The sequence below is a fragment of the Streptomyces sp. HUAS MG56 genome, assembly GCF_058673395.1.
Genome location: NZ_CM178722.1, coordinates 5,769,759 through 5,793,845, shown reverse-complemented (window position 1 = coordinate 5,793,845; position 24,087 = coordinate 5,769,759). Strand labels below are relative to the sequence as shown.

Annotated in this window: 20 protein-coding genes and 1 pseudogene; 6 read left to right on the top strand and 15 right to left on the bottom strand. The window is 72.3% G+C overall.

Translation table 11 applies throughout. The annotated features are described in order from the left end of the window. Positions 1–3: 3 nt before the first annotated feature. The gene (locus tag AC4OXY_RS27420) at positions 4–774 is read right to left on the bottom strand and encodes a TIGR03943 family putative permease subunit (protein WP_362822353.1); all 771 of its coding nucleotides are present in this window, start codon (positions 772–774) and stop codon (positions 4–6) included. After that, positions 771–1,790: a permease gene (locus AC4OXY_RS27415; RefSeq protein ID WP_491991243.1), complete on the bottom strand. Its 1,020-nt coding sequence runs from the start codon at positions 1,788–1,790 to the stop codon at positions 771–773. Before AC4OXY_RS27415 ends, AC4OXY_RS27420 begins: the two co-directional genes overlap by 4 nt. 178 nt (positions 1,791–1,968) lie before the next feature. Here AC4OXY_RS27415 and AC4OXY_RS27410 point away from each other — a divergent pair, with 178 nt between their 5' ends. After that, positions 1,969–3,837: an NAD-binding protein gene (locus AC4OXY_RS27410; RefSeq protein WP_356029867.1), complete on the top strand. Its 1,869-nt coding sequence runs from the start codon at positions 1,969–1,971 to the stop codon at positions 3,835–3,837. 12 nt (positions 3,838–3,849) lie between these two features. On the opposite strand, the gene AC4OXY_RS27405 is transcribed toward AC4OXY_RS27410, so the two are convergent. Next, positions 3,850–5,658 (bottom strand): S9 family peptidase, encoded by a 1,809-nt coding sequence (locus AC4OXY_RS27405; RefSeq protein WP_491991242.1) that lies wholly within the window; start codon positions 5,656–5,658, stop codon positions 3,850–3,852. A gap of 221 nt (positions 5,659–5,879) precedes the next feature. Here AC4OXY_RS27405 and AC4OXY_RS27400 point away from each other — a divergent pair, with 221 nt between their 5' ends. Next, positions 5,880–6,677, top strand: coding sequence for an SURF1 family protein (locus AC4OXY_RS27400; protein ID WP_356029757.1), 798 nt, complete (start codon positions 5,880–5,882; stop codon positions 6,675–6,677). Between the two features lie 18 nt (positions 6,678–6,695). Here the strand turns inward: AC4OXY_RS27400 and AC4OXY_RS27395 are convergent, their stop codons facing one another. From AC4OXY_RS27395 to AC4OXY_RS27365, 7 genes are all read right to left on the bottom strand, one after another. Next, positions 6,696–7,805 carry a hypothetical protein gene (locus AC4OXY_RS27395; RefSeq protein WP_356029758.1) on the bottom strand — a complete coding sequence of 370 codons (1,110 nt, stop codon included), beginning with the start codon at positions 7,803–7,805 and terminating at the stop codon, positions 6,696–6,698. A 70-nt stretch (positions 7,806–7,875) separates the two neighbouring features. Further along, the gene (locus AC4OXY_RS27390) at positions 7,876–8,556 is read right to left on the bottom strand and encodes a SigE family RNA polymerase sigma factor (RefSeq protein WP_079176770.1); all 681 of its coding nucleotides are present in this window, start codon (positions 8,554–8,556) and stop codon (positions 7,876–7,878) included. Positions 8,557–8,891: 335 nt separating this feature from the next. Beyond that, entirely contained in the window at positions 8,892–9,965 is a 1,074-nt protein-coding gene (locus AC4OXY_RS27385; protein WP_356029760.1) for an aspartate-semialdehyde dehydrogenase, read from the bottom strand. Continuing rightward, the gene (locus AC4OXY_RS27380; protein ID WP_356029761.1) at positions 9,965–11,236 is read right to left on the bottom strand and encodes an aspartate kinase; all 1,272 of its coding nucleotides are present in this window, start codon (positions 11,234–11,236) and stop codon (positions 9,965–9,967) included. The genes AC4OXY_RS27385 and AC4OXY_RS27380 overlap by 1 nt, the downstream gene beginning before the upstream one ends. 208 nt (positions 11,237–11,444) lie before the next feature. Further along, positions 11,445–12,107: a DUF5063 domain-containing protein gene (locus AC4OXY_RS27375; protein ID WP_362822356.1), complete on the bottom strand. Its 663-nt coding sequence runs from the start codon at positions 12,105–12,107 to the stop codon at positions 11,445–11,447. After that, the gene (recR, locus tag AC4OXY_RS27370; protein ID WP_356029764.1) at positions 12,100–12,699 is read right to left on the bottom strand and encodes a recombination mediator RecR; all 600 of its coding nucleotides are present in this window, start codon (positions 12,697–12,699) and stop codon (positions 12,100–12,102) included. The genes AC4OXY_RS27375 and recR overlap by 8 nt, the downstream gene beginning before the upstream one ends. A gap of 51 nt (positions 12,700–12,750) precedes the next feature. Next, on the bottom strand, positions 12,751–13,095 hold the full coding sequence (locus AC4OXY_RS27365; RefSeq protein WP_356029766.1) for a YbaB/EbfC family nucleoid-associated protein: 345 nt from the start codon (positions 13,093–13,095) through the stop codon (positions 12,751–12,753). Between the two features lie 278 nt (positions 13,096–13,373). On the opposite strand from AC4OXY_RS27365, the gene AC4OXY_RS27360 reads away from it, so the two are divergent. Continuing rightward, positions 13,374–14,123 (top strand): SLATT domain-containing protein, encoded by a 750-nt coding sequence (locus tag AC4OXY_RS27360; RefSeq protein ID WP_356029767.1) that lies wholly within the window; start codon positions 13,374–13,376, stop codon positions 14,121–14,123. Positions 14,124–14,147: 24 nt separating this feature from the next. Here the strand turns inward: AC4OXY_RS27360 and AC4OXY_RS27355 are convergent, their stop codons facing one another. Together AC4OXY_RS27355 and AC4OXY_RS27350 are read right to left on the bottom strand one after the other, a co-directional pair. Then, a complete protein-coding gene (locus AC4OXY_RS27355) occupies positions 14,148–15,689 on the bottom strand; it encodes a substrate-binding domain-containing protein (RefSeq protein ID WP_356029768.1) in 1,542 nt (513 codons plus the stop codon). Positions 15,690–15,826: 137 nt separating this feature from the next. Further along, positions 15,827–17,728: a serine/threonine-protein kinase gene (locus tag AC4OXY_RS27350; RefSeq protein ID WP_491991241.1), complete on the bottom strand. Its 1,902-nt coding sequence runs from the start codon at positions 17,726–17,728 to the stop codon at positions 15,827–15,829. Between the two features lie 225 nt (positions 17,729–17,953). On the opposite strand from AC4OXY_RS27350, the gene AC4OXY_RS27345 reads away from it, so the two are divergent. The 3 genes from AC4OXY_RS27345 (at position 17,954) to AC4OXY_RS27335 (ending at position 20,825) form a co-directional block, all read left to right on the top strand. Then, positions 17,954–19,309 carry an aspartate aminotransferase family protein gene (locus AC4OXY_RS27345; protein WP_491991240.1) on the top strand — a complete coding sequence of 452 codons (1,356 nt, stop codon included), beginning with the start codon at positions 17,954–17,956 and terminating at the stop codon, positions 19,307–19,309. A gap of 108 nt (positions 19,310–19,417) precedes the next feature. Beyond that, positions 19,418–20,113: a GntR family transcriptional regulator gene (locus tag AC4OXY_RS27340; protein ID WP_071373859.1), complete on the top strand. Its 696-nt coding sequence runs from the start codon at positions 19,418–19,420 to the stop codon at positions 20,111–20,113. A gap of 61 nt (positions 20,114–20,174) precedes the next feature. Next, positions 20,175–20,825: a putative DNA-mimic protein gene (locus AC4OXY_RS27335; protein WP_362822361.1), complete on the top strand. Its 651-nt coding sequence runs from the start codon at positions 20,175–20,177 to the stop codon at positions 20,823–20,825. Positions 20,826–20,888: 63 nt separating this feature from the next. Here the strand turns inward: AC4OXY_RS27335 and AC4OXY_RS27330 are convergent, their stop codons facing one another. From AC4OXY_RS27330 to AC4OXY_RS27320, 3 genes and pseudogenes are all read right to left on the bottom strand, one after another. Continuing rightward, complete coding sequence (locus tag AC4OXY_RS27330; RefSeq protein WP_356029774.1) at positions 20,889–22,706, bottom strand: bifunctional metallophosphatase/5'-nucleotidase; 1,818 nt, start codon at positions 22,704–22,706, stop codon at positions 20,889–20,891. A 197-nt stretch (positions 22,707–22,903) separates the two neighbouring features. After that, a pseudogene (locus AC4OXY_RS27325) lies at positions 22,904–23,095 on the bottom strand (adenylosuccinate synthetase); the annotation flags it as partial. Between the two features lie 162 nt (positions 23,096–23,257). After that, positions 23,258–24,085 carry a M48 family metallopeptidase gene (locus AC4OXY_RS27320; RefSeq protein WP_491991239.1) on the bottom strand — a complete coding sequence of 276 codons (828 nt, stop codon included), beginning with the start codon at positions 24,083–24,085 and terminating at the stop codon, positions 23,258–23,260. Positions 24,086–24,087: the final 2 nt, after the last annotated feature.

Genomic DNA, 24,087 nt, shown 5'->3' with positions numbered 1-24,087 from the left:
CGTTCAGTTGTTCCACGTCTCGTCGTACGGATCGTGCGGCACCGGCACCGGCTGTGCCGAGCTGACCTTCAGGAACGGGATCGGCCCGTTGTTGACGGGGTCGCGGCCCAGCCGGGGGCTGTACGCACCGGTCACCTCCAGCCACGCGTCCGGCCGCAGCACCGGCGGCAGTTGACCGGTCAGCCCGATCTTGACCGGCTGGGCGTCCGCGGCACAGCAGTTGAGGGCCATCCGCACCAGATACGGCTGCCCCGAACCGTCCAGCGCGAGGAACCCGGTGACCTGGACCGTCCGTCCGCTCAGGGAACGGCCGTTGCCGTAGGCCGCGCGGGAGGCGTAGTCGACCACGGACAACCGCGCGGGCCCGCTGCCGCCGGGCAGCGGCCCGACGCCGTACGGCTTCTGCAGCGCCGTCCCCGAGCGCAGCGCGCTGTACGAGCCGAGGGCGGGCGGCGCGACGAGGATGAGCGCGAGGAGAGGCAGCAACAGAAGCCAGGAGACCCGGGGTTCGGGGTGAGCATGCCCCTCGTGAGCATGCCTCTCGTGAGCATCACCCTCGTGGGCCTGGCCCTCGTTTGTCCGCTGCCGCAGGCGATGCCGCCCGCGCTCGTACCAGACGGTCGCCAGCGCCCCCACGATCAGTACCGCGCCCGACGCCAGCAGCAGCGGCTGCAGGCCCGCCTTGACGTAGCGCAGATACAGACCGGTGCTGCCCGCGTGCAGCAGCGCGGCGCCGAGCAGGAACATGACGGCGGCCTGGGACTGGCGGTTCACAGCAGCACCGTCCCGACCACCACGGCACCCGCGACGGCCATCGCGAAGGTGGCGGGGGCGAAGCGCAGGGCGAAGCCGCGGCCGAAGGTGCCGGCCTGCATCGCGAACAGCTTGAGGTCGATCATCGGGCCCACCACCAGGAACACCAGCTTGGCCGTCAGGGAGAACTGGGTCAGGGAGGCCGCGACGAACGCGTCCGCCTCCGAGCAGATGGACAGCAGTACGGCGAGGACGGCGAGGGCGAGGATCGCGACCAGCGGGTTCGCGGCGGCCGTGCGCAGCCACTGTGCGGGGGCCACCGCCTTCAGGGTCGCGGCGGCCATCGCGCCGAGCACCAGGAAACCGCCGGCGTGCACGGTGTCGTGCCGGACCGAGTTCCAGAACGCCTCCCACCTGGTCGCGCCCTCGTGCGCGCCGTGGGCCGGCGGGCGCAGCCAGTCGGTGCGGCCCAGCCGCTGCCACAGCCAGCCCATCACGCACGCCACCAGCAGGCTCGCGGCGAACCGGCCGAGGACCATCTCCGGGTCGCGGGGAAAGGCCACGGCGGTGGCGGTCAGCACGATCGGGTTGATGGCCGGGGCGGAGAGGAGGAAGGCGAGGGCGGCGGCCGGGGTGACGCCCCGGCGCACCAGCGCGCCCGCCACCGGCACCGACGCGCACTCGCAGCCCGGCAGGATCGCGCCCGCGACCCCGGCCACCGGGACGGCGAGGGCGGGACGGCTCGGCAGGGCGCGCGCGAAGAAGGACGGCGGGACGAACGCCGCGAGCGCCGCCGAGAGCAGCACGCCGAGCACCAGGAAGGGCAGCGCCTGCATGGTCACCGCGACGAACACCGTCATCCAGCTCTGCATCAGCGGGGTGCCGAGAAGTCCGCGGATCGGGGACTGGGCGAGCACGGCGAGGAGCAGGGTCAGGACCAGCACCAGCGGAGAGCTGAGCCGACGGCCCTCCTGATCCGACGACGCGTCAGCGGGGCGTTCCTGCGCACCGGGTGGGGCGTCTTCGGTGATGGCCACGCGGTTACCTCCGGCTGGTGTGCTCCCTCCCCCTCGGTACGCGCATGCTTGCGCAGGTGTTCACACCGTTGCTGGAACCACTCTTCTTCTTGGGGCACTCTTTTCCCTCGTGGTGAGCGTTCCGAATCAGGGAGGCCAGGGTGCCGCGCGCGGCGGGCCGAGGGCCCCGCGTGCGCACATGGTGGTGTGCGGTGACGACGGGCTCGCGCACCGGCTGGCCGCCGAGTTGCGCGGGGTCTACGGCGAGCAGGTCACCCTGGTCGTACCGCCGGACGAGCGCACCGCCCGCCCGCCGGTGGTCGGCCGGGCCCGGGCGGCGTCGGCGGCGCTGTTCGACCGCGTGGTGAGCGCGACGGTGGGCCGGGCGGGTGCCGTCGCCGGGGCCACGACGCCGCCCGCCGCGAGCGGCTCCGGCGGTGCGGACGGGCAGGACGGACCCCGGGTGCTGGAGGCCGTCGGCCTCGGCGAGGCCGTGCTCGCCGAGGCCGGGGTGGAGCGGGCCGCCGCGCTCGCCCTCGTCTTCGACGACGACGAGACCAACATCCGCGCCGCCCTGACCGCCCGTCGTCTCAACCCGCGGCTGCGCCTCGTCCTGCGGCTCTACAACCGCCGGCTGGGCCAGCACATCGAGGAACTCCTCGACCAGGCCGCCGCGTTGGCGACCGGTGACGGCGAGGGCGCCGCGGACGCCTCCACGACCGTGCTGTCGGACGCCGACACCGCCGCGCCCGCGCTCGCCGCGACCGCGGTCACGGGCACCAGCAAGGTCGTCCAGACCGAGGGCCTGCTGCTGCGGGCCGTGGAACGCCCGCTGTCCGCGGACGGGCGGCCCGCCGGCTCCGGCCTGTACACGCTGGCCCTGCTGTCGGCGGGCGACCGGGCCGGCGGGGAGGGCCCGGACGGCAACGGGGAGCAGGAGACGCGGCTGCTGCCCGACGACGAGGAGGTCGCCCGGGCCGGCGGGCGCACGGCGCTGGTGCTGGAGCAGGCGTCGGCGGCGGGCGGCCCGGACGCGGACACGGCCGGCCGCCGGGCGGGCGGGCGCGGGATGGCCGGCCGCGGGGTGGGGGGCGTGCCGCCGCTCGCCTCGCTGTTCTCACGCCGGCTGCGCTGGTCGCTGGCGGGCATGGTGGCCTGCGTCGTCGCGCTCGCCGTCGCGCTGTGGCTGGTCAGCGGGATCCAGCCGCTGCGCGCCTTCTACTACACCCTCCTCGATCTGCTCGCGATCGACGACCCCGCCAAGGAGGCGCCCCTCGGCCGGCAGCTCCTCCAACTCCTGTCCGCGTTGGTCGGGTTGCTGCTGCTGCCGGTGCTGCTGGCGGCCGTGCTGGAGGCGCTGGGCACCTTCCGCACCGCCTCCGCCCTGCGCAAGCCGCCGCGCGGCCTCGGCGGGCACGTGGTGCTGCTCGGGCTGGGGAAGATCGGCACCCGGGTCATGACCCGGCTGCGCGAACTGAACGTCCCCGTCGTGTGCGTGGAGTCCGACCCGGAGGCCCGCGGCCTCGCGACCGCGCGCCGCCTGCGGGTGCCGGTGGTCCTCGGCGACGTCACCCAGGAAGGCGTCCTGGAGGCCGCCAAGATCCACCGCGCGTACGCCCTCCTCGCCGTGACCAGCGCCGACACCACCAACCTGGAGGCGGTGCTGTACGCGCGCACCGTACGGCCCGATCTGCGGGTGGTGCTCCGGCTCTACGACGACGACTTCGCCACCGCGGTCTACCGCACCCTGCGGGCCGCGTACCCGCACGCGCTGACCCGGAGCCGCAGCGTCACGCACCTGGCCGCGCCCGCGTTCGCCGGGGCGATGCTCGGCCGGCAGGTGGTGGGCGCGATCCCCGTGGGCCGCAGGGTCCTGCTCTTCGCCTCCGTGGACGTGGCCGGCCATCCCCAGCTGGAGGGCCGCACCGTACGCGAGGCCTTCCAGGCGGGCTCCTGGCGGGCCCTGGCCCTGGAGGGCCGCACCGACACGGCCCCGGACCATGTGCTGGAGAAGGGGGACCGTGTCGTCGTCGCCGCCACCCGCAGAGGCCTCGCGGAACTGCGCTGACCCGTACGGGGGTTACGCCTTGGGCAGGTGCCGCGCCGCGAAGTCCATCTCCAGCCGGACCTGCTTGATGCGCTCGTCCACGACCAGGGAGCCGTGGCCGGCGTCGTAGCGGTAGACCTCGTGGGTGGCGCCGCGGGCGTCCAGGCGCTTGACGTAGTTGTCGATCTGGCGGATCGGGCAGCGGGGGTCGTTGACTCCGGCCGAGATGTAGACCGGGGCCTTGACCGCGTCGACGTACGTCAGCGGGGAGGACGCCTCGAAGCGCTCCGGGACCTCCTCCGGGGTGCCGCCCAGCAGGGTGCGGTCCATGGCCTTCAGGGCCTCCATCTCGTCGTGGTACGCGGTGACGTAGTCCGCGACGGGCACGACCGCGATGCCCACCGTCCAGGCGTCCGGCTGGGTGCCGATGCCGAGCAGGGTGAGATAGCCGCCCCAGGAGCCGCCGGTGAGGACCAGGCGCTCGGGGTCGGCGAGGCCGGAGGAGACCGCCCAGTCGCGGACCGCCGCCACGTCCTCCAGCTCGATCAGGCCGACCCGGTGCTTGAGGGCGTCGGTCCAGGCGCGGCCGTATCCCGTGGAGCCGCGGTAGTTGACGCGGATCACCGCGTACCCCTGGTCGACCCAGGCGGCCGGGCCCGCGGCGAAGGAGTCGCTGTCGTGCCAGGTCGGGCCGCCGTGCAGGTCGAAGACCGTGGGCAGGGGGCCGGTCGCGCCCGCGGGCTTCTGGATCAGGGCGTGGATGCGGCCGCCGGGGCCCTCCACCCAGGCGTCCTCCACCGCCACCGACGGCGGGCACAGCAGGCCCGGGGGGTCCAGGACGACCCCGCCGGACGTGGAGCGCACGGCCGGCGGCTCCTCGGCCGACGACCACAGGTACTCCACGCTGCCGTCGGGGCGGGCCGTGGCGCCCGACACCGTGCCGGGCGGGGTGGGGATGCGGGTCAGCTCGCGGCTCGCGAGGTCGAGGCGGAACAGCTCGCTGCGGGCCTCGAAGCCGTGCGCGACGAGCAGGGCCGAGCCGTCCGGGTACCACTCGGCACCGACGTCGCCCGGCAGCTCCAGGGCGAGGTCGGTCTCCTCGCCCGTCACCACGTCCCACACCATGGGCTCCCAGCGGCCCCGGCGCTGATGGCCGATGAGCAGCCGGGTGTCGCCGTCGACGGGGGCGAAGCCGAGCACTTCGAGGCCCAGCTCCTCGGTGCCGCCCTTGGTGTCGTCCAGCTCGGCGACCGTCGTGCCGTCCGGGCGCAGCACGCGCAGCGCCGCGTGCATGGCGTCGCCGTGCTCGGTGTGCTCGACGGCGATCAGGGAGCCGTCGCGCGAGAGGTCGCCGACGCCCGCCGACTCGCGGTGGCGGTAGATCTCGGCCGGGGCCTCGCCCGCGCGGGCGAGGTGGATCGTCGTACCGTCCTCGTCGGTGGAGCGGCCGACCACCGCCGTGCGGCCGTCGCGGGCGAGGGCCAGCCCGGCCGGGTAGGAGGGGGCGAGGCCGGGGACCGCCGGCTCGGCCGCGCCGCCCGCGAAGGGCTGGCGGCGCCAGACGCCGAACTCGTCGCCGTCCTTGTCGTCGAACCACCAGATCCAGGCGCCGTCCGGGGAGAGCACGCCGTCCGTCGTGCCGTTCGGCCGGTCCGTCGCCTGGCGCTGCTCGCCCGTCGCGCGGTCCCAGGCGTACAGCTCGTACGTCCCCGTCGCGTTCGACACGAACAGGGAGCGGTCCGGTGCGTCCTCCGCCCAGTCGGGCAGTGACACCCGCGGCGCCCGGAAGCGCTTCTCCCAGTCCGGCAGGTCGTGCATGTCGTGCATGTCGCTCTCGCTCATCGCCCCAGTCATGCGCCCATACTGCCTGGCCGCGCCGACAATTGTGTGGCGAGTGTCCGCAGCCTGTGGATAACTTTCGGCTCCTGACCGCACAGCGCCCGCCGGTGTCCGTCCCGCCGAACCGACGAGAGGACAATCGCGCCATGTGGGACCGGTCGGGCAGGTCGCTATCGGGCGCCCCGCGGGCGGGGGTCCGGCGGCGGCGCCGTACCGTGGAGGGCGTGTACCGCTTTCTGCTGACACCCCGCTGGTGGGGCATCAACGTCTTCGTGCTGCTCGCCATCCCGTTCTGCGTCTTCATGGGGTCGTGGCAGCTGAGCCGGTTCGAGGGGCGGGTGCACGACAGCCGCGCCGCGACCAAGCAGGCCGCCTCCGACCAGCGGGAGACCGCGAAGCCGCTGGACACGATGCTGCCCGTGGACCAGGCGACCTCCGGCCGCCGGGTCAGCGCGCACGGCCGGTACGGCACCCAGCTGCTGGTGCCCGGCCGGCAGCTCGACGACAGGAACGGCTTCTACGTCCTCACGCTGCTGCGCACCGACTCCGGCAAGGCCCTGCCGGTCGTACGGGGCTGGCTGCCGGGCACGGCTGACGCCGCGAAGGCCCCGGCCCCGCCGACCGGTGAGGTCACCGTCACCGGCGCGCTCCAGGCCTCCGAGACGCCCGGTGACAACGGGGTCAGCGCGGCCGGCGGGCTCCCGGCGGGCCAGACTGCGGCGATCAGCTCGGCGTCGCTGGTCAACCTGGTGCCGTACAAGCTGTACGACGCCTGGATCACCCTCGACACGGCCGACTCCGGCATGAAGCCCGTCCCCGCGACCGCCCCGTCGGGCAGCGGCCTGGACCTGAAGGCCTTCCAGAACCTCGGCTACACCGGCGAGTGGTTCGTCTTCGCGGGCTTCGTGGTCTTCATGTGGTTCCGCCTGCTGCGGCGCGAGGCGGAGGCGGTACGGGACGCCGCGCTGGGCCTCCTGGTGCCGGAGGAGGAAGAGACCCCGGCCGCGGTGAGCGCCCCGTAGGAGGCGCCGCCGGGGTTATTACGGCCCCGCCAGCACCCCGGTGTAGTACACGGTCCCGGCGCACGCCTGCGGCACCGTCGCCGAGGCCGTCGGCGAGCCGCCCTGGGCGGTGTGCGTGACCACGACACTCCCCGGGGCCGTGCCCCCCTCCGTGCCCAGCTGGGTCGTCGTGCCCGACGTCGTGCCGCCCGTGTCCGAGCCCGCGGTGCCGGAGGCGCCGGCCTGCGGGGTGGGCGTCGGGTCCGGCGACGGGCCGCCGGTGGAACCGGCGGTGGAGCCGCCCGTGGCGGTGGAGCCGCCGGAGGTGGGGCAGGACTGCGAGGGCACGAAGGCGAACTTCTCCTCGTACGCCGCGCCGGGCTGCAGCACCAGTCCGGAGACCTCCAGCGACGGGTCGGGCAGCCCGGTCGCCGCGTCCCCGGCCACATGCCGGGCGGTGACGATCTTGGCCGGGTCGGCCGCGCCCTGAGCGGCGGGGGTGACCTTGCCCGCGCCGCCGACGGAGCACGCGACGGAGGAGGTGTTGGTGACCTGGAACGTGCCGTAGACGACGCCCGCGGTGTCGGGCGCGGCGGCACTGCCGGTCGCGGACCCCAACTGCGCGGCCTTGCACACCGGGGCGCCGCCCGCGGAGAGCGTGGCGCTCGGATCGGCGCCCGCGGAGCTGGTGGCGCCGCCGCCGCTCCTGCCCTTCTCGCCGGTCCTGCCGGGCTGCCGGCCGGGCTCGGCGCTCGCGCTGCCCCCGCCCTTCTTCCCGGAGGTGCCGCCGGCCGGGGCCGGGTCCTGCCCGGTGCCGCCCTGGGCCTGGGAGGACTGGCCGGCCATGGCGGTGTCGGGGTCGGTGCCGCCGGCGTCCGAGACGTGCACGAGGGCCGGGATCGCCGTGCCGAAGAACAGGGCCGCGGCGGCCACCCCGACGACGGCCTGCCGCTTGCGGGCCCGCCGGGCCGGCACCGCGCGCCGCAGCCGCTCCAGCGAACCGGACCGCGGCTCGATGTCGTCGACGACGGAGTGCAGCATCCGCCGCAGCGCGAGCTCATCGTCCCCGAGGCCGCCGAGCTCCGCACCGAGCCCGTCGGGATCCGGGCCGAGCCCCTCGGCGTTCTTCTCGTCGGGGCCGTGGTTCACAGTTCCGTTCCCAGCGTGCGATTGCTTGTGCTCGTCCTCGTCGTGCCGCCTCATGCCGGCCCTCGCTCACTCATGCCGGTGCCTCCATGGCCACCCGCAGCGCGGCGATGCCGCGCGAGCCGTACGCCTTCACCGAACCCAGGGAGATCCCCAGGGTCTCGGCGACCTGCGCCTCGGTCATGTCCGCGAAGTAGCGCAGCACCAGGACCTCGCGCTGGCGGCGCTGGAGGCCCTTCATCGCCTTGATGAGGTCGCGGCGCTCCAGCTGGTCGTAGGCGCCCTCCTCCGCGCTGGCCATGTCGGGCATCGGCTTGGAGAGCAGCTTCAGGCCGAGGATGCGCCGGCGCAGCGTGGAGCGGGAGAGGTTGACGACCGTCTGGCGCAGATAGGCGAGGGTCTTCTCCGGGTCGCGCACGCGTTTGCGGGCGGAGTGCACGCGGATGAAGGCCTCCTGTACGACGTCCTCGCAGGAGGCGGTGTCGTCGAGGAGCAGCGCGGCCAGGCCCAGCAGGGAGCGGTAGTGCGCGCGGTAGGTCTCGGTGAGGTGGTCGACGGTGGTCCCGGCGACCGCGTCCGCCGCGGCCCCCTCGGCTCCGGCTTCGTCTCGCTGACTGGGTATGCGGGCGGGCCGCGCGGCGGGCATGGGCGCGATCACCGGCATGCCGCCGGGCGTGCGGGGCCGCAGCGCCGCACGGGGCGGCCGGAGTGCCGCGGTGCCGCGGGCCGCACTGAGTTCGAGTACCTCTGCCACGCCTGTTGGACACGCCTCCCCCCGCCAGGGTTGTACGTGCCGGACGTCACATATGCGACAACCGACGGTGCTTCGAGAGCCGTCATGCGTCCCGCTCTTCCCCTATGTCCGATGTGGAGCAGGCGTCCCCACGCCCGGTCCGCTCACGGCGTCCCCGCGCCCGAAGAGTGACCGCAAAGACGCTCCCCGCCCCGCGCACGGTTGCGGGGGCGGGGAGGGAAATCCTCTGTCGCCGTGATCCAGTGGATCAAGTGGTTTGGACCATGCTTCCGGCCACATTCCTTACACGGATCCTATAAACCTCTTGCCGTTTTTCGGACTCGGTGGCCGAATCTCTACGCCGTGCTCTCCGCGGCTCTCTCCGCGGCGACCAGTTCGGCGATCTGCGCGGTGTTCAGCGCGGCGCCCTTGCGGAGGTTGTCGCCGCAGACGAACAGCTCCAGCGCGGTCGGGTCGTCCAGGGCGCGCCGCACCCGCCCGACCCAGGTCGGATCGGTGCCGACGACGTCGGCCGGGGTCGGGAACTCACCGGCCTCCGGATCGTCGTAGAGGACGACCCCCGGCGCGGTCGCGAGGATCTCGCGGGCGCCGTCGACGGTGACCTCGCCCTGGAAGCGGGCGTGGACAGTCAGGGAGTGGGTGGTCACGACCGGCACCCGGACGCAGGTCACGGCGACCGGCAGCTGCGGCAGCCCGAGGATCTTGCGGGCCTCGTCGCGGACCTTCATCTCCTCCGAGGACCAGCCGTCCTCACGCAGCGACCCGGCCCACGGCACGACGTTCAGCGCGACCGGCTCCGGGAACGGGCCGGTGTGCTCGCCGACGGCCCGCCGCACGTCACCGGGTTTCGTCCCCAGCTCGGTACCGGCCACCAGGGACATCTGGGCCCGCAGCGTGTCCACACCGGCCTGCCCGGCCCCGCTCACCGCCTGGTACGACGACACCACCAGCTCGCGCAGCCCGAACTCGGCGTGCAGCGCGCCCAGGGCGACGATCATCGTCAGGGTCGTGCAGTTGGGGTTGGCGACGATCCCGCGCGGCCGCATCCGAACGGCGTGCGGGTTGACCTCGGGCACCACGAGCGGCACCTCGGCATCGAGCCGGAAGGCGGCCGAGTTGTCGACGACGACCGCGCCGCGCGCGACGGCGACCGGCGCCCACGCGGCGGCGACCTCGTCCGGCACGTCGAACAGGGCGATGTCGACCCCGTCGAAGGCTTCTTCGCTCAGGCCCACCACCTCGACCTCCGCCCCGCGCACGGCCAGCTTGCGGCCGACCGAGCGCGGGGAGGCGATCAGGCGGATCTCGCCCCAGATGTCCGCGCGCTGGGACAGGATCTGGAGCATGACCGCGCCGACGGCCCCGGTCGCTCCCACGACCGCGAGCGTCGGCCTGCCGGTCGGTGCCATTACCGGCCCGTGCCTCCGTAGACGACGGCCTCGTCGGTGTCGGAGTCGAGTCCGAAGGCGGTGTGCACGGCGCGCACGGCCTCCGGCACGTCGTCGGCGCGCGTGACGACCGAGATGCGGATCTCGGAGGTCGAGATCAGCTCGATGTTCACGCCGGCGTCGGACAGCGCCTCGAAGAAGGAGGCCGTGACGCCCGGGTTGGTCTTCATCCCGGCGCCGACCAGCGAGATCTTCCCGATCTGGTCGTCGTAGCGCAGCGAGTCGAAGCCGATGCCCGGCCGGTTCTTCTCCAGCGCGTCGATGGCCTTGCGGCCCTCGGTCTTCGGCAGCGTGAAGGAGATGTCCGTCAGGCCGGTCGCGGCGGCGGACACGTTCTGCACGACCATGTCGATGTTGATCTCGGCATCGGCGATGGTCCGGAAGATCGCGGCGGCCTCACCCGGCTTGTCCGGCACACCGACGACCGTGATCTTGGCCTCGGAGGTGTCGTGCGCGACACCGGAGATGATGGCCTGCTCCACCTGCTTGTCCCCAATCGGCTCACTGCTGACCCACGTGCCCTGCAGCCCGCTGAAGCTGGAGCGGACGTGGATCGGGATGTTGTAGCGGCGGGCGTACTCCACACAGCGGTGGAGCAGCACCTTGGACCCGGACGCGGCCAGCTCCAGCATGTCCTCGAAGGAGATCCAGTCGATCTTCTTCGCCTTCTTCACCACACGCGGGTCGGCGGTGAACACGCCGTCGACGTCGGTGTAGATCTCGCAGACCTCGGCGTCGAGCGCGGCGGCCAGCGCCACGGCCGTGGTGTCGGACCCGCCGCGGCCCAGCGTGGTGATGTCCTTCTTGTCCTGGCTGACGCCCTGGAAACCGGCGACGATCGCGATGTTGCCCTTGTCGAGCGACTCCCGGATCCGCCCCGGCGTGACGTCGATGATCCGGGCTTTGTTGTGGACCGAGTCGGTGATGACGCCTGCCTGGCTGCCGGTGAACGACTGGGCTTCATGCCCCAGGTTCTTGATCGCCATCGCCAGCAGGGCCATGGAGATCCGCTCTCCGGCGGTCAGCAGCATGTCGAACTCACGCCCGGCAGGCATCGGAGAAACCTGCTCGGCGAGATCGATCAGCTCGTCCGTCGTGTCGCCCATCGCGGAAACGACGACGACAACCTGGTTGCCGTTCTTCTTCGCTTCCACGATCCGCTTGGCGACGCGCTTGATGCCCTCGGCATCGGCTACGGAGGAGCCTCCGTACTTCTGCACGACAAGGCCCACGTGCGCTCCTCGCTCGGTTCGTTTGTGTCGGCTCAGTCTAACGAGCGCCCGAATTCCACCACCCTGGTCCCGCATGGTGAGACGTCGGACGTCCGCGTTCCGCATCTGCCCAGACTCCGCCGTGCCACGCGGAAAAGTGCGCCGCGTCACAGCGGAGGAGCGGTGACGGCGGGCGCCGTGAGCGGCCCCCCGGTGATCGCGCCGGCCGCTACTTCCCCCGCCGGATCCCCAGCGGCTCGCCGATCTCCTCGGCCATGACGCGGCCCGCCTCGAACTCCAGGGTCTCGTCGCCCATCGTGGCCTGGTCGGTGTCCAGGCCGTCGAGTTCCTCCAGGGGCTGGTTGAGGCGGACGTGGATGAGGACCGACTGGAGGGCGCGCAGGACGGAGGAGGCCGTGGGACCCCAGTTGGAGAAGTACGAGAACTGCCACCACCACAGGGCCTCGGTGGTGCGGCCCGCGCGGTAGTGGGCCATGCCGTGGCGCAGGTCGGTGATGATGTCGGCCAGGTCGTCGGAGATGCGGGCCGGAAGCGGGGCCTTGCGGGGCTGGTAGGGGTCGAAGACCTCCGAGTAGACGTCGACCGGTTCCAGCAGGCGGGCCAGGTTCTCGCGGAGTTCGTCGACGTCCGGCTCCGGGCCGAGGTCGGGCTCGTAGCGCTCGTCGGGGACGATGTCCTCGTGCGCGCCCAGGCGGCCGCCGGCCAGCAGGAGCTGGGAGACCTCCAGGAGGAGGAAGGGCACGGTCGAGCCGGGTTCGTCGCCTCTCGCCACCTCTGTGACGGCCACCAGGAAACTCTCGACCTGATCCGCGATCTGGACCACGAAGTCGTCCGGGTTCTGCGTCGAGTCGTGCAGTGTGGCGTCAGACATCTAGGAGTCGTCTCCCCTCGAAGGCGCGGCCGAGCGTGACCTCGTCCGCGTATTCCAGGTCGCCACCCACCGGGAGGCCGCTGGCCAGGCGGGTGACCTTCAGGCCCATGGGCTTGATCATCCGGGCGAGGTAGGTCGCGGTGGCCTCGCCCTCCAGATTCGGGTCCGTCGCCAGGATCAGTTCCGTGACCGTCCCGTCGGCCAACCGCGCGAGAAGTTCTCGTATACGCAGGTCGTCGGGGCCCACACCCTCGATCGGGCTGATCGCGCCGCCGAGCACGTGGTAGCGCCCGCGGAACTCGCGGGTGCGCTCGATCGCCACCACGTCCTTCGGTTCCTCCACCACGCAGATGACCGACAGGTCGCGGCGCGGGTCACGGCAGATGTTGCACAGCTCCTCCTGTGCCACGTTGCCGCAGGTCGCGCAGAAGCGGACCTTCGCCTTCACCTCCAACAGGGCCTGGGCGAGGCGCTTCACGTCCGTCGGTTCCGCCTGGAGGATGTGGAAGGCGATCCGCTGCGCGCTCTTGGGACCGACGCCGGGCAGCCGCCCCAGCTCGTCGATGAGGTCCTGGACCACGCCTTCGTACACCGGACTGCCTTTCCTGGAGACCTTTCGGTACGTACCGTAGTTGGCCCGGGCTCAGAACGGCAGACCGGGGATGCCCGTGCCGCCGCCGAGCCCCTGGGCCAGCGGGCCGAGCTTCTGCTGCTGGAGCGACTGCGCGTTCTCGTTGGCCGCGTGCACGGCCGCCACGATCAGGTCGGCGAGCGTCTCGGTGTCGTCCGGGTCCACCGCCTTCGGGTCGATCTTCAGTGCGCGCAGTTCGCCCGCGCCGGTCACGGTGGCCCGCACCAGACCGCCGCCCGCCTGCCCGTCGACCTCCGTGTTCGCCAGTTCCTCCTGCGCCCGCTGCAGGTCCTGCTGCATCTTCTGGGCCTGCTGGAGCAACTGCTGCATGTTGGGCTGGCCACCACCGGGGATCACGATCAGCTCCTCTGCGCTCTTCTCGGAGTCGTTCTCGGATTTCTCCGCTGAGCATGAGCCTACGTGGTCCACACTGCCGCCGCCCCGCCACTCTTTCGAGTGAGAACCCCGGCAGCCCTATACCTGATCAAGGCCCTCTTCCGGGCGGAAAACCTGGGAAAGGCCCCTCTTCGCCACCCATTGGGCGGTAGGAAGGGTGCCGCGCGTCGGCAGAGATCGGCAGGAATTGTCACGCAACGTAATCAACCGTGGTCAGTAGGGTCAGTAGGGAGTGCCGGGTGGGTCAGCCGGATATGCAGCCCGAGGGTCCTCCTCAGGACGGGCGGGGCGAGGGTGCGGCCGGGCTGCGGCCGGGCGACCTGACCGGGCGGCCCTTTCCGCTCGGGGACTGGGGCGAGCCCGCCGAGCGGCTCGACGAGCTGTACCGGTGGGCGGAGCGCGGGGCGCTGCGGACGGCGTCCTGGTATCTGCGCGACCGGGTGTGGAAGCGGCGGGGCGCGCGCATGCTGCGGGTCGGCGCGGCGGCGGGCGTGGCGGCCGGTGCGGCGCTGCCGCTGCTGGATCTGACCAAGGTGGCGCACGGGGTGGCCCCCTGGGGCTGCCTGGCGCTGCTCGTCGCGGTCGCGTGCGTCGGCATCGACCGCTACTTCGGCGTGACCTCGGGCTGGATGCGGGACGTCGCCACGGCGCAGGCGGTCGCGCGGCGGCTCCAGGCGTTCCAGTTCGACTGGGCCTCCGAGAGCATCCGGGAGGTGCTGGGCCCGGCGGAGGGCACGGCGGGCGAGGCGGCCGAGCGGTGCCTGGGCGTGCTGCGCCGGTTCTCGGAGGACGTCACCGAGCTGGTGCGCACGGAGACGACCGACTGGATGGTCGAGTTCCGCACCGGGTCCGCGCCGCTGGGCATCCAGACGGCGGCGCCGGCGGCGCCGAGGACGGAGACGGGGGGCGCCGGCGGCCGCTTCCCCCTGCCCCCGGCGAACGGCTCGCGCCCGAACATGCCCAGGCAGCGCCCCCCGGAACCGCGATGACCCGCTGACCGCCCACGACACCCCCTAGGCGCAGAGTTTCATCCCCTCCGGCGTCCAGCACGGCACGTGCCCGTGCGTCCGTACGACGTCCTGTCCGGTCCCCCGGGTCAGATACGTCAGGAAGCTGGAGGCCAGGGAGTCGGCGGGCGGCTGGCCGTAGGTGTACGCGTACTCGATCTCCCGGTACGGATACGCGCTGTTCCCGTGCTCGATGGCGTCCACCGACGGCGCGTTGTGGTCGAGGTCCAGCACGCGCACCCCCTTCGCGTCGTCGGCGAGGTTCAGCTCGCTGTAGCCGATCGCGCCGGGCAGCTGGGCGACCTCGGTCAGCACCTGCCCGGTGGAGTCGAGTTCGCAGCGGGTCACCGGCGCCGTCGCGTCGTCCTTGTGGGCGCAGTCGACGGAGGAGTTCGCCATCTCGCCGCGCCCCAGGACACGGCGCTGGAAGACCTGCCGGGTACCGGAGTTGGCGTCCCGGCTGACCAGGCGCACGGGCAGCGAACGGCCGCCCAGCTGGCTCCAGTCGGTGACCTGCCCCTGGTACAGCCGCCGTACGTCCGCCGTCGACAGGTTCGTCAGGCCCACGTCCGCGTTCACGACGAGGGCGAAGACCGACACCGCGACCCGGTTCTCCCGCAGTTCGGGCATGTCGTCCGGCTTGGGCCCGTCGGAGAGGGCCACCAGCGGCGGCGACCCCTGCGCCTTCGTCTGCTCGCCCTGCGCCGCCAGCTGCCGTACGCCCGCCGTCGATCCGTGCGCGTCCACGGTGACGGTCGACCCGGCGCAGTCGTGCTCGTACTTCTTCGCCACCTCCTGCGCCACCGGCGCGAACGCGGTCGACCCGGTGACGGTCAGCTCGCCCTTGGCGCAGCCGATCGGGGGCGGCGTGCCGTCGCGGGCCACGACGATCCCGGCCAGGGTGACCACGGACAGGGTGAGCATGACGGTGATGAACCGGGTGGCGCGGCTGAACACCGGCGGTTTCTCGTCCGGCGTGGCGCTGCGGTTGGGATGGACCTCGCCCTCCTTGATCCCGCCGTGGATCCGGATGTCCCGGCCGACGCCACCGCCGGTCAGCAGCACGAGCAGCTTGAAGTGGTCGCCCTTGTTCAGCGGGACGCGCGGGATGCGCAGGGTGCTGCCCTCGTAGCCGAAGCCGCGCTCGGCGGTGAAGTGGTCCATCAGATGGTCGCGTTCGGTCGCCTGGGTCACCGAGACGCCGCGCACGATCCGGTCGGTGAACACCGCGTTCAGGCCGTGCAGTTCAGGGCTGGTGTAGTCGTCGCGGTCGATGCCGAGCGAGCCGTCGTTCTCGACGCGGAGCAGCACGAGCGTCGCGTCGCTCATGTCCGGCGCCCCGTCGAAGTCGAAGAGCAGGAGACCGAGCCTGCGGTCGGCGCGGCCCGAACGGATGTCGTCGCCTATCGCGTTGTCCATCTGTACGCGGTAGCCGATCCGCTTGCGACGCGGCACCCGGCGCTCGTACATGACCATGCCCGCCGACGCGGCGATGCCCAGCAGAGCGGTGCCGACCGCGACGACGTTCTCCGTGCTCAACCACGACATGTGGTGCCCCCGCCACTCCCCCGAGCCGGATCGTGCGGACACGGTACGCGGGCAGGGGCGCGGAGAAGGGGACGAAGCGGACAGCGTCCCCGAAGTTCGCCGAGCGTTCAACTGCCCCGGGGGAAACGGACGTTCCGTCACTGCTTGGTGTACGTCAGGCTCTCCCCGCCGCCCGCCTGCTCCCGCTTCAGCGCGTCGCCCGGCAGCAGGGTGATCTCGGTGGCGGCGCCCGGTGTGCAGGAGGAGGCGGGTGCGCCGGAGCTGACGGTGGACGGACCGATCTCCAACGGGCCGCTGCCACTGGGCTGTTGGGCGAGCTTGGCCTCGAAGACACAGTGGTACGTCCCGCCGCCGTCGGTCGGCCCGTCCGCGACCAGGGTCAGCACGGTGTCGCCCACCCGCCCCTGCCGGATGGTCAACTGGCGGATGTTGGGTCCGTTGGCGCTGTCGATGCTCGTCCGCCAGGTGCCCAGATAGCCCGCCGGGACCGCCCCGTCCGAGGACGCGGAGGAGGAAGAGGAGGGGGAGGACGGTGTGGAGGTGCCGGGGCCGGACGAGCCGGACGTCCCGCCGTTCGCGGCCGCCGAGGTCGCGGGCGGCGAGGAGCTCCCGCCGCCCTTGGCGTGCCCGCCGCCGTTCATCAGCGCGTACACCGAGCCACCGGCCCCCAGCGCCACGATCAGCGCGATCACGACGAGCAGCGCGGTGGACCGCCCGCTGCGGCGCTCCGCCTCGTCCTCCGGGGCGGCCCCGGGCCCGCCGCCGTACGTGCCGTAGGCGGGGTACGGCGGCTGCGGGTATCCGTAGCCACCGGGGCCCTGGTGCTGGGGGTACGTGGGAGCCGGCTGAGGAGGCTGGGGGTACGGCGGCACGGGCTGCGGGTGCTGATGTGCCTGCCCGTGGCCGGACTGCGTGGGCGCGGACGGGGCCCCGGGCACCGGCGCCCCGCCCGCCACGACGGTGGGCAGCCGGTCGGTGCCCCCGCCGCCGGCCTCGCCCCCGTCCCCCTCGTCGGAGGCGGCGGCATGCTCGGGCGAGCCGCCGCGGCCCCCGCCCTCGGCCGCACCGCCCGCACCCGCCGGGGGCGAGGCCGGGGCGGCGCCCCGCGTGGGCTCCTCCACCTCCAGCAACCGCACGGCGTGCCTGCCCAGTTGAGCGACCAGCACCCCCGGCAGCCAGGGGTCCCGGGACCGCCCCCCGGACACGGTGTCCTCCGCCCCGGTCCGCTCCAGGATCACGTCCAGCGACGGCCGGGCCGCGGGGTCCTTGCGCAGGCACTGCCGCACCAGGTCGGCGATCCCCTCCGGCACCCCCGTGAGATCCGGCTCCTCCTGGGCGATCCGGAACAGCAGCGCGTGCCCACCGCTGCCTGCGGTCCCGAAGGGCAGGGCGCCGGTCGCCGCGTACGCCAGCACGGACCCCAGACAGAAGACGTCGCACGCGGGGGTGATCCGGTCGCCCCGCACCTGCTCGGGCGCCATGAACCCGGGCGAGCCCACCAGCGCCCCGGTCCGGGTCAGGCCCTCCTCGCCCCCGCCCGGCGAGGCCGTCTCCAGCGCCCGGGCGATCCCGAAGTCGATGACGCGCGGCCCGTCGATGGTCACCAGCACGTTCGACGGCTTGAGGTCCCGGTGCACGATCCCCGCCGCGTGGATGTCCTTCAGCGCGTGCGCGAGCCCGGCCGCGAGGATCCGTACCGACCGCTCGGGCAGCGCCCCGTGGTCGTGGCCGACGACCTGCTGGAGGCTGGGCCCGGCCACGTACCCGGTCGCCACCCACGGCACGGCGGCCTCGGTGTCCGCGTCGAGCACGGGCGCGGTCCAGTACCCGCCGACCCGCCGCGCTGCCGCCACCTCCTGCCGGAAGCGGGCCCGGAACTCCTCCTCGCGGGCCAGTTCCGCACGGACGAGCTTCACGGCGACGGTACGGCCCCGGTCCGACCGGGCCAGATACACGTGCCCCATCCCACCGGCGCCCAGCCGCGCCAGCAGCCGGTACCCCCCGATGAGCTGCGGATCCCCGGGCCCCAGCTTCTCCATACCTCGCGCCGCCCTCCCCATGCGCCCCTGATGGGCAACGGACCGAGAATAATGCGGTCGCACAAGGAGTCGAGCAGGCCCGCCTCCACGGTTCCGTAACGGGCCGGCCGCCCTGTTCCGGCACCTCCGGGAGCTCCCCGTTCGACAATCTGTCGCGGAAACCCCCGTCCCACGGAACAAGACGCCGATAGGCCTTCCGCATCGCGGACATTTACGCTCGGCCGCATGACCCCTCAGCCCCATCCCGAAGCCGGTGCCGCAGTGAAGGCCGCGGACCGCGCGCACGTCTTCCACTCCTGGTCGGCCCAGGACCTCATCGACCCGCTCGCCGTCGCCGGCGCCGAAGGGTCGTACTTCTGGGACTACGACGGCAAGCGCTACCTGGACTTCACCAGCGGGCTCGTCTTCACGAACATCGGCTACCAGCACCCCGAGGTCGTCGCGGCGATCCAGGAGCAGGCGGCGAGGATGACCACCTTCGCGCCCGCGTTCGCCGTCGAGGCGCGCTCGGAGGCGGCCCGGCTGATCGCCGAGCGGACCCCGGGCGACCTGGACAAGATCTTCTTCACCAACGGCGGCGCCGACGCCGTCGAGCACGCGGTGCGCATGGCGCGCCTGCACACCGGCCGCCCGAAGGTCCTGTCGGCGTACCGCTCGTACCACGGCGGCACCCAGCAGGCGGTCAACATCACCGGCGACCCGCGGCGGTGGGCGAGCGACAGCGCCGCGGCCGGCGTCGTGCACTTCTGGGCGCCGTACCTCTACCGCTCCCGCTTCTACGCCGAGAACGAGGAGCAGGAGACCGCGCGCGCCCTGGAGCACCTGGAGACGACGATCGCCTTCGAGGGCCCCGGGACCGTCGCCGCGATCATCCTGGAGACCGTCCCGGGCACGGCCGGGATCATGGTCCCGCCGCCCGGCTACCTCGCCGGTGTCCGCGAGATCTGCGACCGCCACGGCATCGTGTTCGTCCTGGACGAGGTGATGGCGGGCTTCGGCCGCACCGGTGAGTGGTTCGCGGCCGACCTGTTCGGTGTCGTGCCCGACCTGATGACCTTCGCCAAGGGTGTGAACTCGGGTTACGTCCCGCTCGGCGGTGTCGCCGTCTCCCAGAAGATCGCCGAGACCTTCGGCAAGCGCCCCTACCCCGGCGGCCTGACCTACTCCGGCCACCCGCTGGCCTGCGCCGCCGCCGTCGCCACGATCAACGTGATGGCGCGGGAGGGCGTCGTCGAGAACGCCCGGCGCCTCGGCGCCACGCTCCTCGGCCCCGCGCTCGCCGAGCTGGCCGAGCGCCACCCGAGCGTCGGCGAGGTCCGCGGCACCGGCATGTTCTGGGCGCTGGAACTGGTGAGGAACCGCGAGACCCGCGAGCCGCTGGTGCCGTACAACGCGGCCGGCGAGGCGAACGCCCCGATGGCCGCCTTCACGGCCGCCGCCAGGCAGCACGGCCTGTGGCCCTTCGTGAACATGAACCGCACCCATGTGGTCCCGCCGTGCAACGTCAGCGAGGCCGAGCTGAAGGAGGGACTGGCCGCCCTCGACGCCGCGCTGAGCGTGGCAGACGCGTACACGGTGTAACCGAACCGCGGCTGCCGCCGGGAAGACTCGAACGCGTAAGGTGACGTGCTCGTACGTAAGCAGACGAGTACCGAGTACGTCACCGACCGCGTGAGGAGAGGCCCGACCATGTCCGGCAACGCCGCTGTGACGCGCAGCACGCTGCGCCAGCAGATCGCGGACGCGCTCCGTGACGAGGTGCTCGCGGGGCGGCTGCGACCGGGCCGGGCGTTCACGGTCAAGGAGATCGCCGACCAGTACGGCGTCTCCGCCACCCCTGTCCGCGAGGCGCTGGTCGACCTGTCCGCGCAGGGCATCCTGGAGGCCGACCAGCACCGCGGCTTCCGCGTGCCGGAGTACTCCGTCACCGACTACCGGAACATGATCGAGGCCCGCAGCCTGGTCACCGACGGCATGTTCCAGGCCCTCACCACCGGCCACCCCGCCTTCCGCACCCCGCCGGACGACCCCCGTACGACGGCCGCGCTGACCACCGTCCGCCGCCGCGGCGAGGAGGCCGCGCGGGCCGCGACAGCGGGCGACCTGACCATCCTCATCGGCTACGACCTGCGCTTCTGGCGCGAGCTGAGCGCCCTGTTCGGCAACCCCTACCTCGGCGACTTCCTGCACCGGCTGCGCGTGCAGTCCTGGGTCTGCGCGGTGCAGCACCTGCTGCGCCTGCCCGATCTGCGCGGCCGCCTGTGGGCCGGGCACACCGAGCTGGTCGACGCGCTGGCCCGCCGCGAGGCCGACACCGCCCGCCGGATCGTCGCCGCCTCCAACGCCCACTCCCTCGCCCTGCTGGAGCACCTGACCAACGGGTGATCGAGCAGTACCCTTCCCTGACCACCTTCAGTGTGCGAGTGATGTGTGCGAGGAGCCCTCTTTGGCCTGTGACCTGTGGCTGGTGCCGCTCGTGGATGTGTTGTGCCACACCCCGGACAATCCGTTCGCCGACGAACTCGCGCAGTACAACAAGGCACTGGCGGAGGCCGGCCTGCCACCCGTGCCGGTGTACCAGTACATGCCGGGCCTGAACGGCGAGGTCGCCCCGGTGGCCGGCTTCGACTACGACGCCCTGCACTTCCTGCGCCGCGCCTACCTCCTCCAGGCGTGCGGCCTGCCGGTGACCCCGGTCGGCGAACTGGGCAGCGACTACGAGCAGTTGCTGGAGATGTTCGAGTCCACGGCCCAGCAGTCGCACCTGGTCTGGCACTACGACCACGCGGGCGCGTACGTCCCCGTCGACTTCCCGCACCCGCTGTCCAACGAGGAACTCCTCGCGGGCGGCGGCCCGTTGGGCAGCTCGCAGAGCCTGCTGCGGGAACTGGAGTACGTGGCCCCCTCGCTCGGCATCGACCCGGCCAACCCCCCGGCCGCCCCGGCCGCCCCCGCGGCCCCCACGGAGCTGGAGGAACCGGCGGTCCCGGCGCCCTACGACCCGAGCCCCTTCGCCCGCGAGCGGCACGTCTGGCTGGGCCTGCACGCGGCGGCGACCCGCTCCCTCGCCCAGGGCTCGATGATCGTCTTCAGCTGACCGGCGGGCCACTGCCCGCGGGAGCAGTGACCCGCCGGTGCACGGCAGGGTGGTCGCGGTGGTCTAGAAGACCGGCGTCCCCGCCTGCGTCAGCTTCCAGTTGACCTTCGCGAAGTCCGCCGGGTCCAGCGTCTTCTTCGCCGTCACGTAGTCGATCATCAGCTGCCGGATCTCGTTGGTCGAGCTGTAGGCGATCGGCGCCGAGGCGATGTGCGGGTAGCCGGAACCGCCGTTCGCCCGGTAGTTGTTGACGGCCACGACGAAGACCTGGTCGGCGGCGACCGGGGCGCCGTTGTAGGAGAGGTTCTTGATCCGGGACCCCTCGGGCTGCGCGATGTCGATCTCGTAGTCGACGCCGGCGGCCACGTCGTACATGTAGTCCCAGAAGCTGTTGGCGTTGGTCAGCGTCGCGGTGTCGACCTTCGTGCCGGCCGGGACCTGGTGGTAGTACTTCGCCGCGTACTCCAGGTAGTCCTTGAGCTGGGCGCCCGTCAGCTTCTTGCCGTACAGGGTGTTGTCGTAGATGTAGAGCCCGGCGATGTCCTTGATGGTGACGTTGCCCTTGGGGATGTCGGCGGTGCGGCTGAACGGCGCGGCGACGGAGACCAGCGGCAGGGCGGCGTCGGCCGCCGAGAGGCCCGCCTTGACCGTGTCGGCCTGGACCTTCTGGATGAAGTCCATGATCGGCACGTCCTTCCAGCAGGACTCGGCCGCCGAGAGGTCCTCGGTGCAGGTGCCGACCGCGGTGTTGACGTACTTCACGACCAGCTCGTGGTCGGCCTCCAGGAGCTTCTTGATCTCCGGGTCCTCGTCCACCGTGTTGGGGTTGAGGGTCTGGGCCTTCTTGCCGACGACCTTCCAGCGGCCGTGCTCCAGCTCGACCTCGAAGTCGAAGACGCTGAGCCGGTAGCCCCAGCAGTACGGCTCGGAGAGGAGGACCTCCTCGCCGGTCTCCGCGTTCTTGACGGTGTAGGAGGGCACCTCGACGTGGGTGTGGCCGACCAGGATCGCGTCGATGCCGGGGACCTGCTCGGCGACGATGTTGGAGGCGTTCTCGACGTACGGCAGCGCGTCGCCGTACGAGGACGAGCCGTCCAGGCCCGAGTGGTCGGTCAGGAAGACCACGTCGCAGCCGAGCGCCCGCAGCCGGGGCACGTACTTCTTCGCCTGCTCCACCAGCCCGGGGAAGACCATCTTCCCGCTGACGTTGTCCTTGTCCCACAGGGCGATCCCGGGGTTGGTGAGCCCGAGGATGCCGACCTTGATGTCGGGGGCGCCCGGCACGCAGATCCGCTTCACGGTGTACGGGTGGAAGGCGGGCCGGAGCGTCTTCGCGTCCAGCGCGTTCGCGCCGAGCAGCGGGAAGTGACACTGCTTCTCGAACCTGCGCAGCGTCTCGATGCCGTAGTTGAACTCGTGGTTGCCGAGGGCGGCGGCGTCGTAGCGCATGTGGTTCATGGCCACGGCCATCGGGTGCCGGGGGCCCTTCTTGCCGTCGGTCCCGGTGATCGGGTCGACGCGCGCGAAGTAGTAGGCGAGCGAGGTGCCCTGGATGATGTCACCGGCGTCGACGAGGAGGACGCGGTGCTCGCCCTTGGCCTCGCGCTGCTGCTTGATGAGCGTGGCGACCCGCGCCACACCCACGGAGTTGCCCGCCTTGTCGCTGTAGGCCGCGTCCTTGTAGTAGTCCCAGTCGAAGACGTGGCTGTGCAGGTCGGTGGTGCCGAGGATCGAGAACGACCAGGTGCGCGGCGTGTGTCCGCGCTGCTGCTCGGCCGCCCGGGCGGGCGCGGCGGCGACGGTCCCGGCCGCGGCGACGGCCGCTCCGGTGACGGCCGACTTCTTCACGAACTCCCGGCGGTTCATGGGACTGACGGGCATTCAGGGCTCCTGGAGCGAGGATGAGAGGAAGGAATGGGTGGAACGCGGCGGCAACTACCCGCGTAGATGCTTGCCTTGGACTCTTCCCCTGAGAACCACGAACAACCCAAGGGCCGGTCAAGGAACTTCATGTCCATGACCGGCCCGTGACGTGGGGTCGAACTGTGGGGAACTACCAGGAATTACGGAACCACGAACTACAGGAACGAGTTGATCTCGATCGTCTCGTCCCGGCCCGGGCCCACGCCGATCGCGGAGATCGGGGCGCCGGACATCTCCTCCAGCGCCTTGACGTAGTTCTGGGCGTTCTTCGGCAGGTCCGCGAAGGACTTCGCCTTGGTGATGTCCTCGCTCCAGCCCGGCAGCGTCTCGTAGACCGGCTTCGCGTGCCGTACTCGCCGTCGGCCTGGTCGCCCTCACCGCCGTACGGTTCCCCGGCACCCTGCGTTCCGGTGGACGCCCATACCTCGATGGTGCATCACGCCTGACGACGGAGCACCCGCCGATCGTACGGCGGGGAGACATCGGTCACCCGCAAGGGGACGCGCAGCTCAGGGCGAGAGGTCGCCCATCCAGACGCGCCGCCCCAGCTCGTCCAGCTCCGCCTTGATCTGTCGGCACTCGGGCAGCGCCCGGCCCAGCAGCCGCCAGTAGTCGAGGCCGTGGCCGGACACCCTCACGTGGGCGAGCTCATGCGCGATCACGTAGTCGACCAGGTGGATGGGCAACTGGAAGGTGGCCCAGTGCAGAGACATGACCCCGTGTCCCGGCCCGGTCCGGTAGCTCCCCCATCGATGGCCGAGATCGCGCACACGGACCTCCGGCTCAGGCACATCCATCCGCGCAGCCCACGGCTGAAGGCGTCCTCGCGTCCATCGCTGCCCGGCCCGGGTGTACCAGTCCGCGAGAGCCGCACGAATGAGTACCGGGTCCTCGCCGACCGAACCGTCGACCTGCAACCGTCCTGCGACCAGTCGCACCGGGGGCACGTCGACTCCGCTCCCCGGTCGCGACGGCTGCCATCCGGCTGACCGCTCCCCGTCGACGAAGAGCAGCCGGTAGTCCCGCCCGAGGTACCGGTGAATCTCACCGTCCCGCAGCGTGCGGACCGGGTGCAACTGGCGGCGTTCCTCGCTGAGCCGCGTCTTGTCGTCGATCCAGGCGCTGCTGCCGCGTACGAACTCCCTGACCCGCCGGAGTTCGCATCCTCGGGGAACGTGCAGGGTGAGGGTCCTGTCGCGCTCCACGGTCAGGCCGATGCGGCGGCGCCGTGCACTGATCCGCACGCGCAGCTCGCACCCGTCCACCACCAGGGAGCCGTCCTCGGTGAGGACGGGCTCGCCGGGGCGGTTCTCCAACGGCTCGGGATGCTCTGGCACGG

What these genes read in the sequence shown, in the direction of transcription:
- AC4OXY_RS27330 (WP_356029774.1), bottom strand. Translation starts at nt 22,706, where the DNA reads ATGCCCGTCAGTCCCATGAACCGCCGGGAGTTCGTGAAGAAGTCGGCC.
- AC4OXY_RS27345 (WP_491991240.1), top strand. Translation starts at nt 17,954, where the DNA reads ATGACCCCTCAGCCCCATCCCGAAGCCGGTGCCGCAGTGAAGGCCGCG.
- AC4OXY_RS27355 (WP_356029768.1), bottom strand. Translation starts at nt 15,689, where the DNA reads ATGTCGTGGTTGAGCACGGAGAACGTCGTCGCGGTCGGCACCGCTCTG.
- AC4OXY_RS27410 (WP_356029867.1), top strand. Translation starts at nt 1,969, where the DNA reads ATGGTGGTGTGCGGTGACGACGGGCTCGCGCACCGGCTGGCCGCCGAG.
- AC4OXY_RS27340 (WP_071373859.1), top strand. Translation starts at nt 19,418, where the DNA reads ATGTCCGGCAACGCCGCTGTGACGCGCAGCACGCTGCGCCAGCAGATC.
- AC4OXY_RS27405 (WP_491991242.1), bottom strand. Translation starts at nt 5,658, where the DNA reads ATGAGCGAGAGCGACATGCACGACATGCACGACCTGCCGGACTGGGAG.
- AC4OXY_RS27350 (WP_491991241.1), bottom strand. Translation starts at nt 17,728, where the DNA reads ATGGAGAAGCTGGGGCCCGGGGATCCGCAGCTCATCGGGGGGTACCGG.
- AC4OXY_RS27385 (WP_356029760.1), bottom strand. Translation starts at nt 9,965, where the DNA reads ATGGCACCGACCGGCAGGCCGACGCTCGCGGTCGTGGGAGCGACCGGG.
- AC4OXY_RS27375 (WP_362822356.1), bottom strand. Translation starts at nt 12,107, where the DNA reads ATGTCTGACGCCACACTGCACGACTCGACGCAGAACCCGGACGACTTC.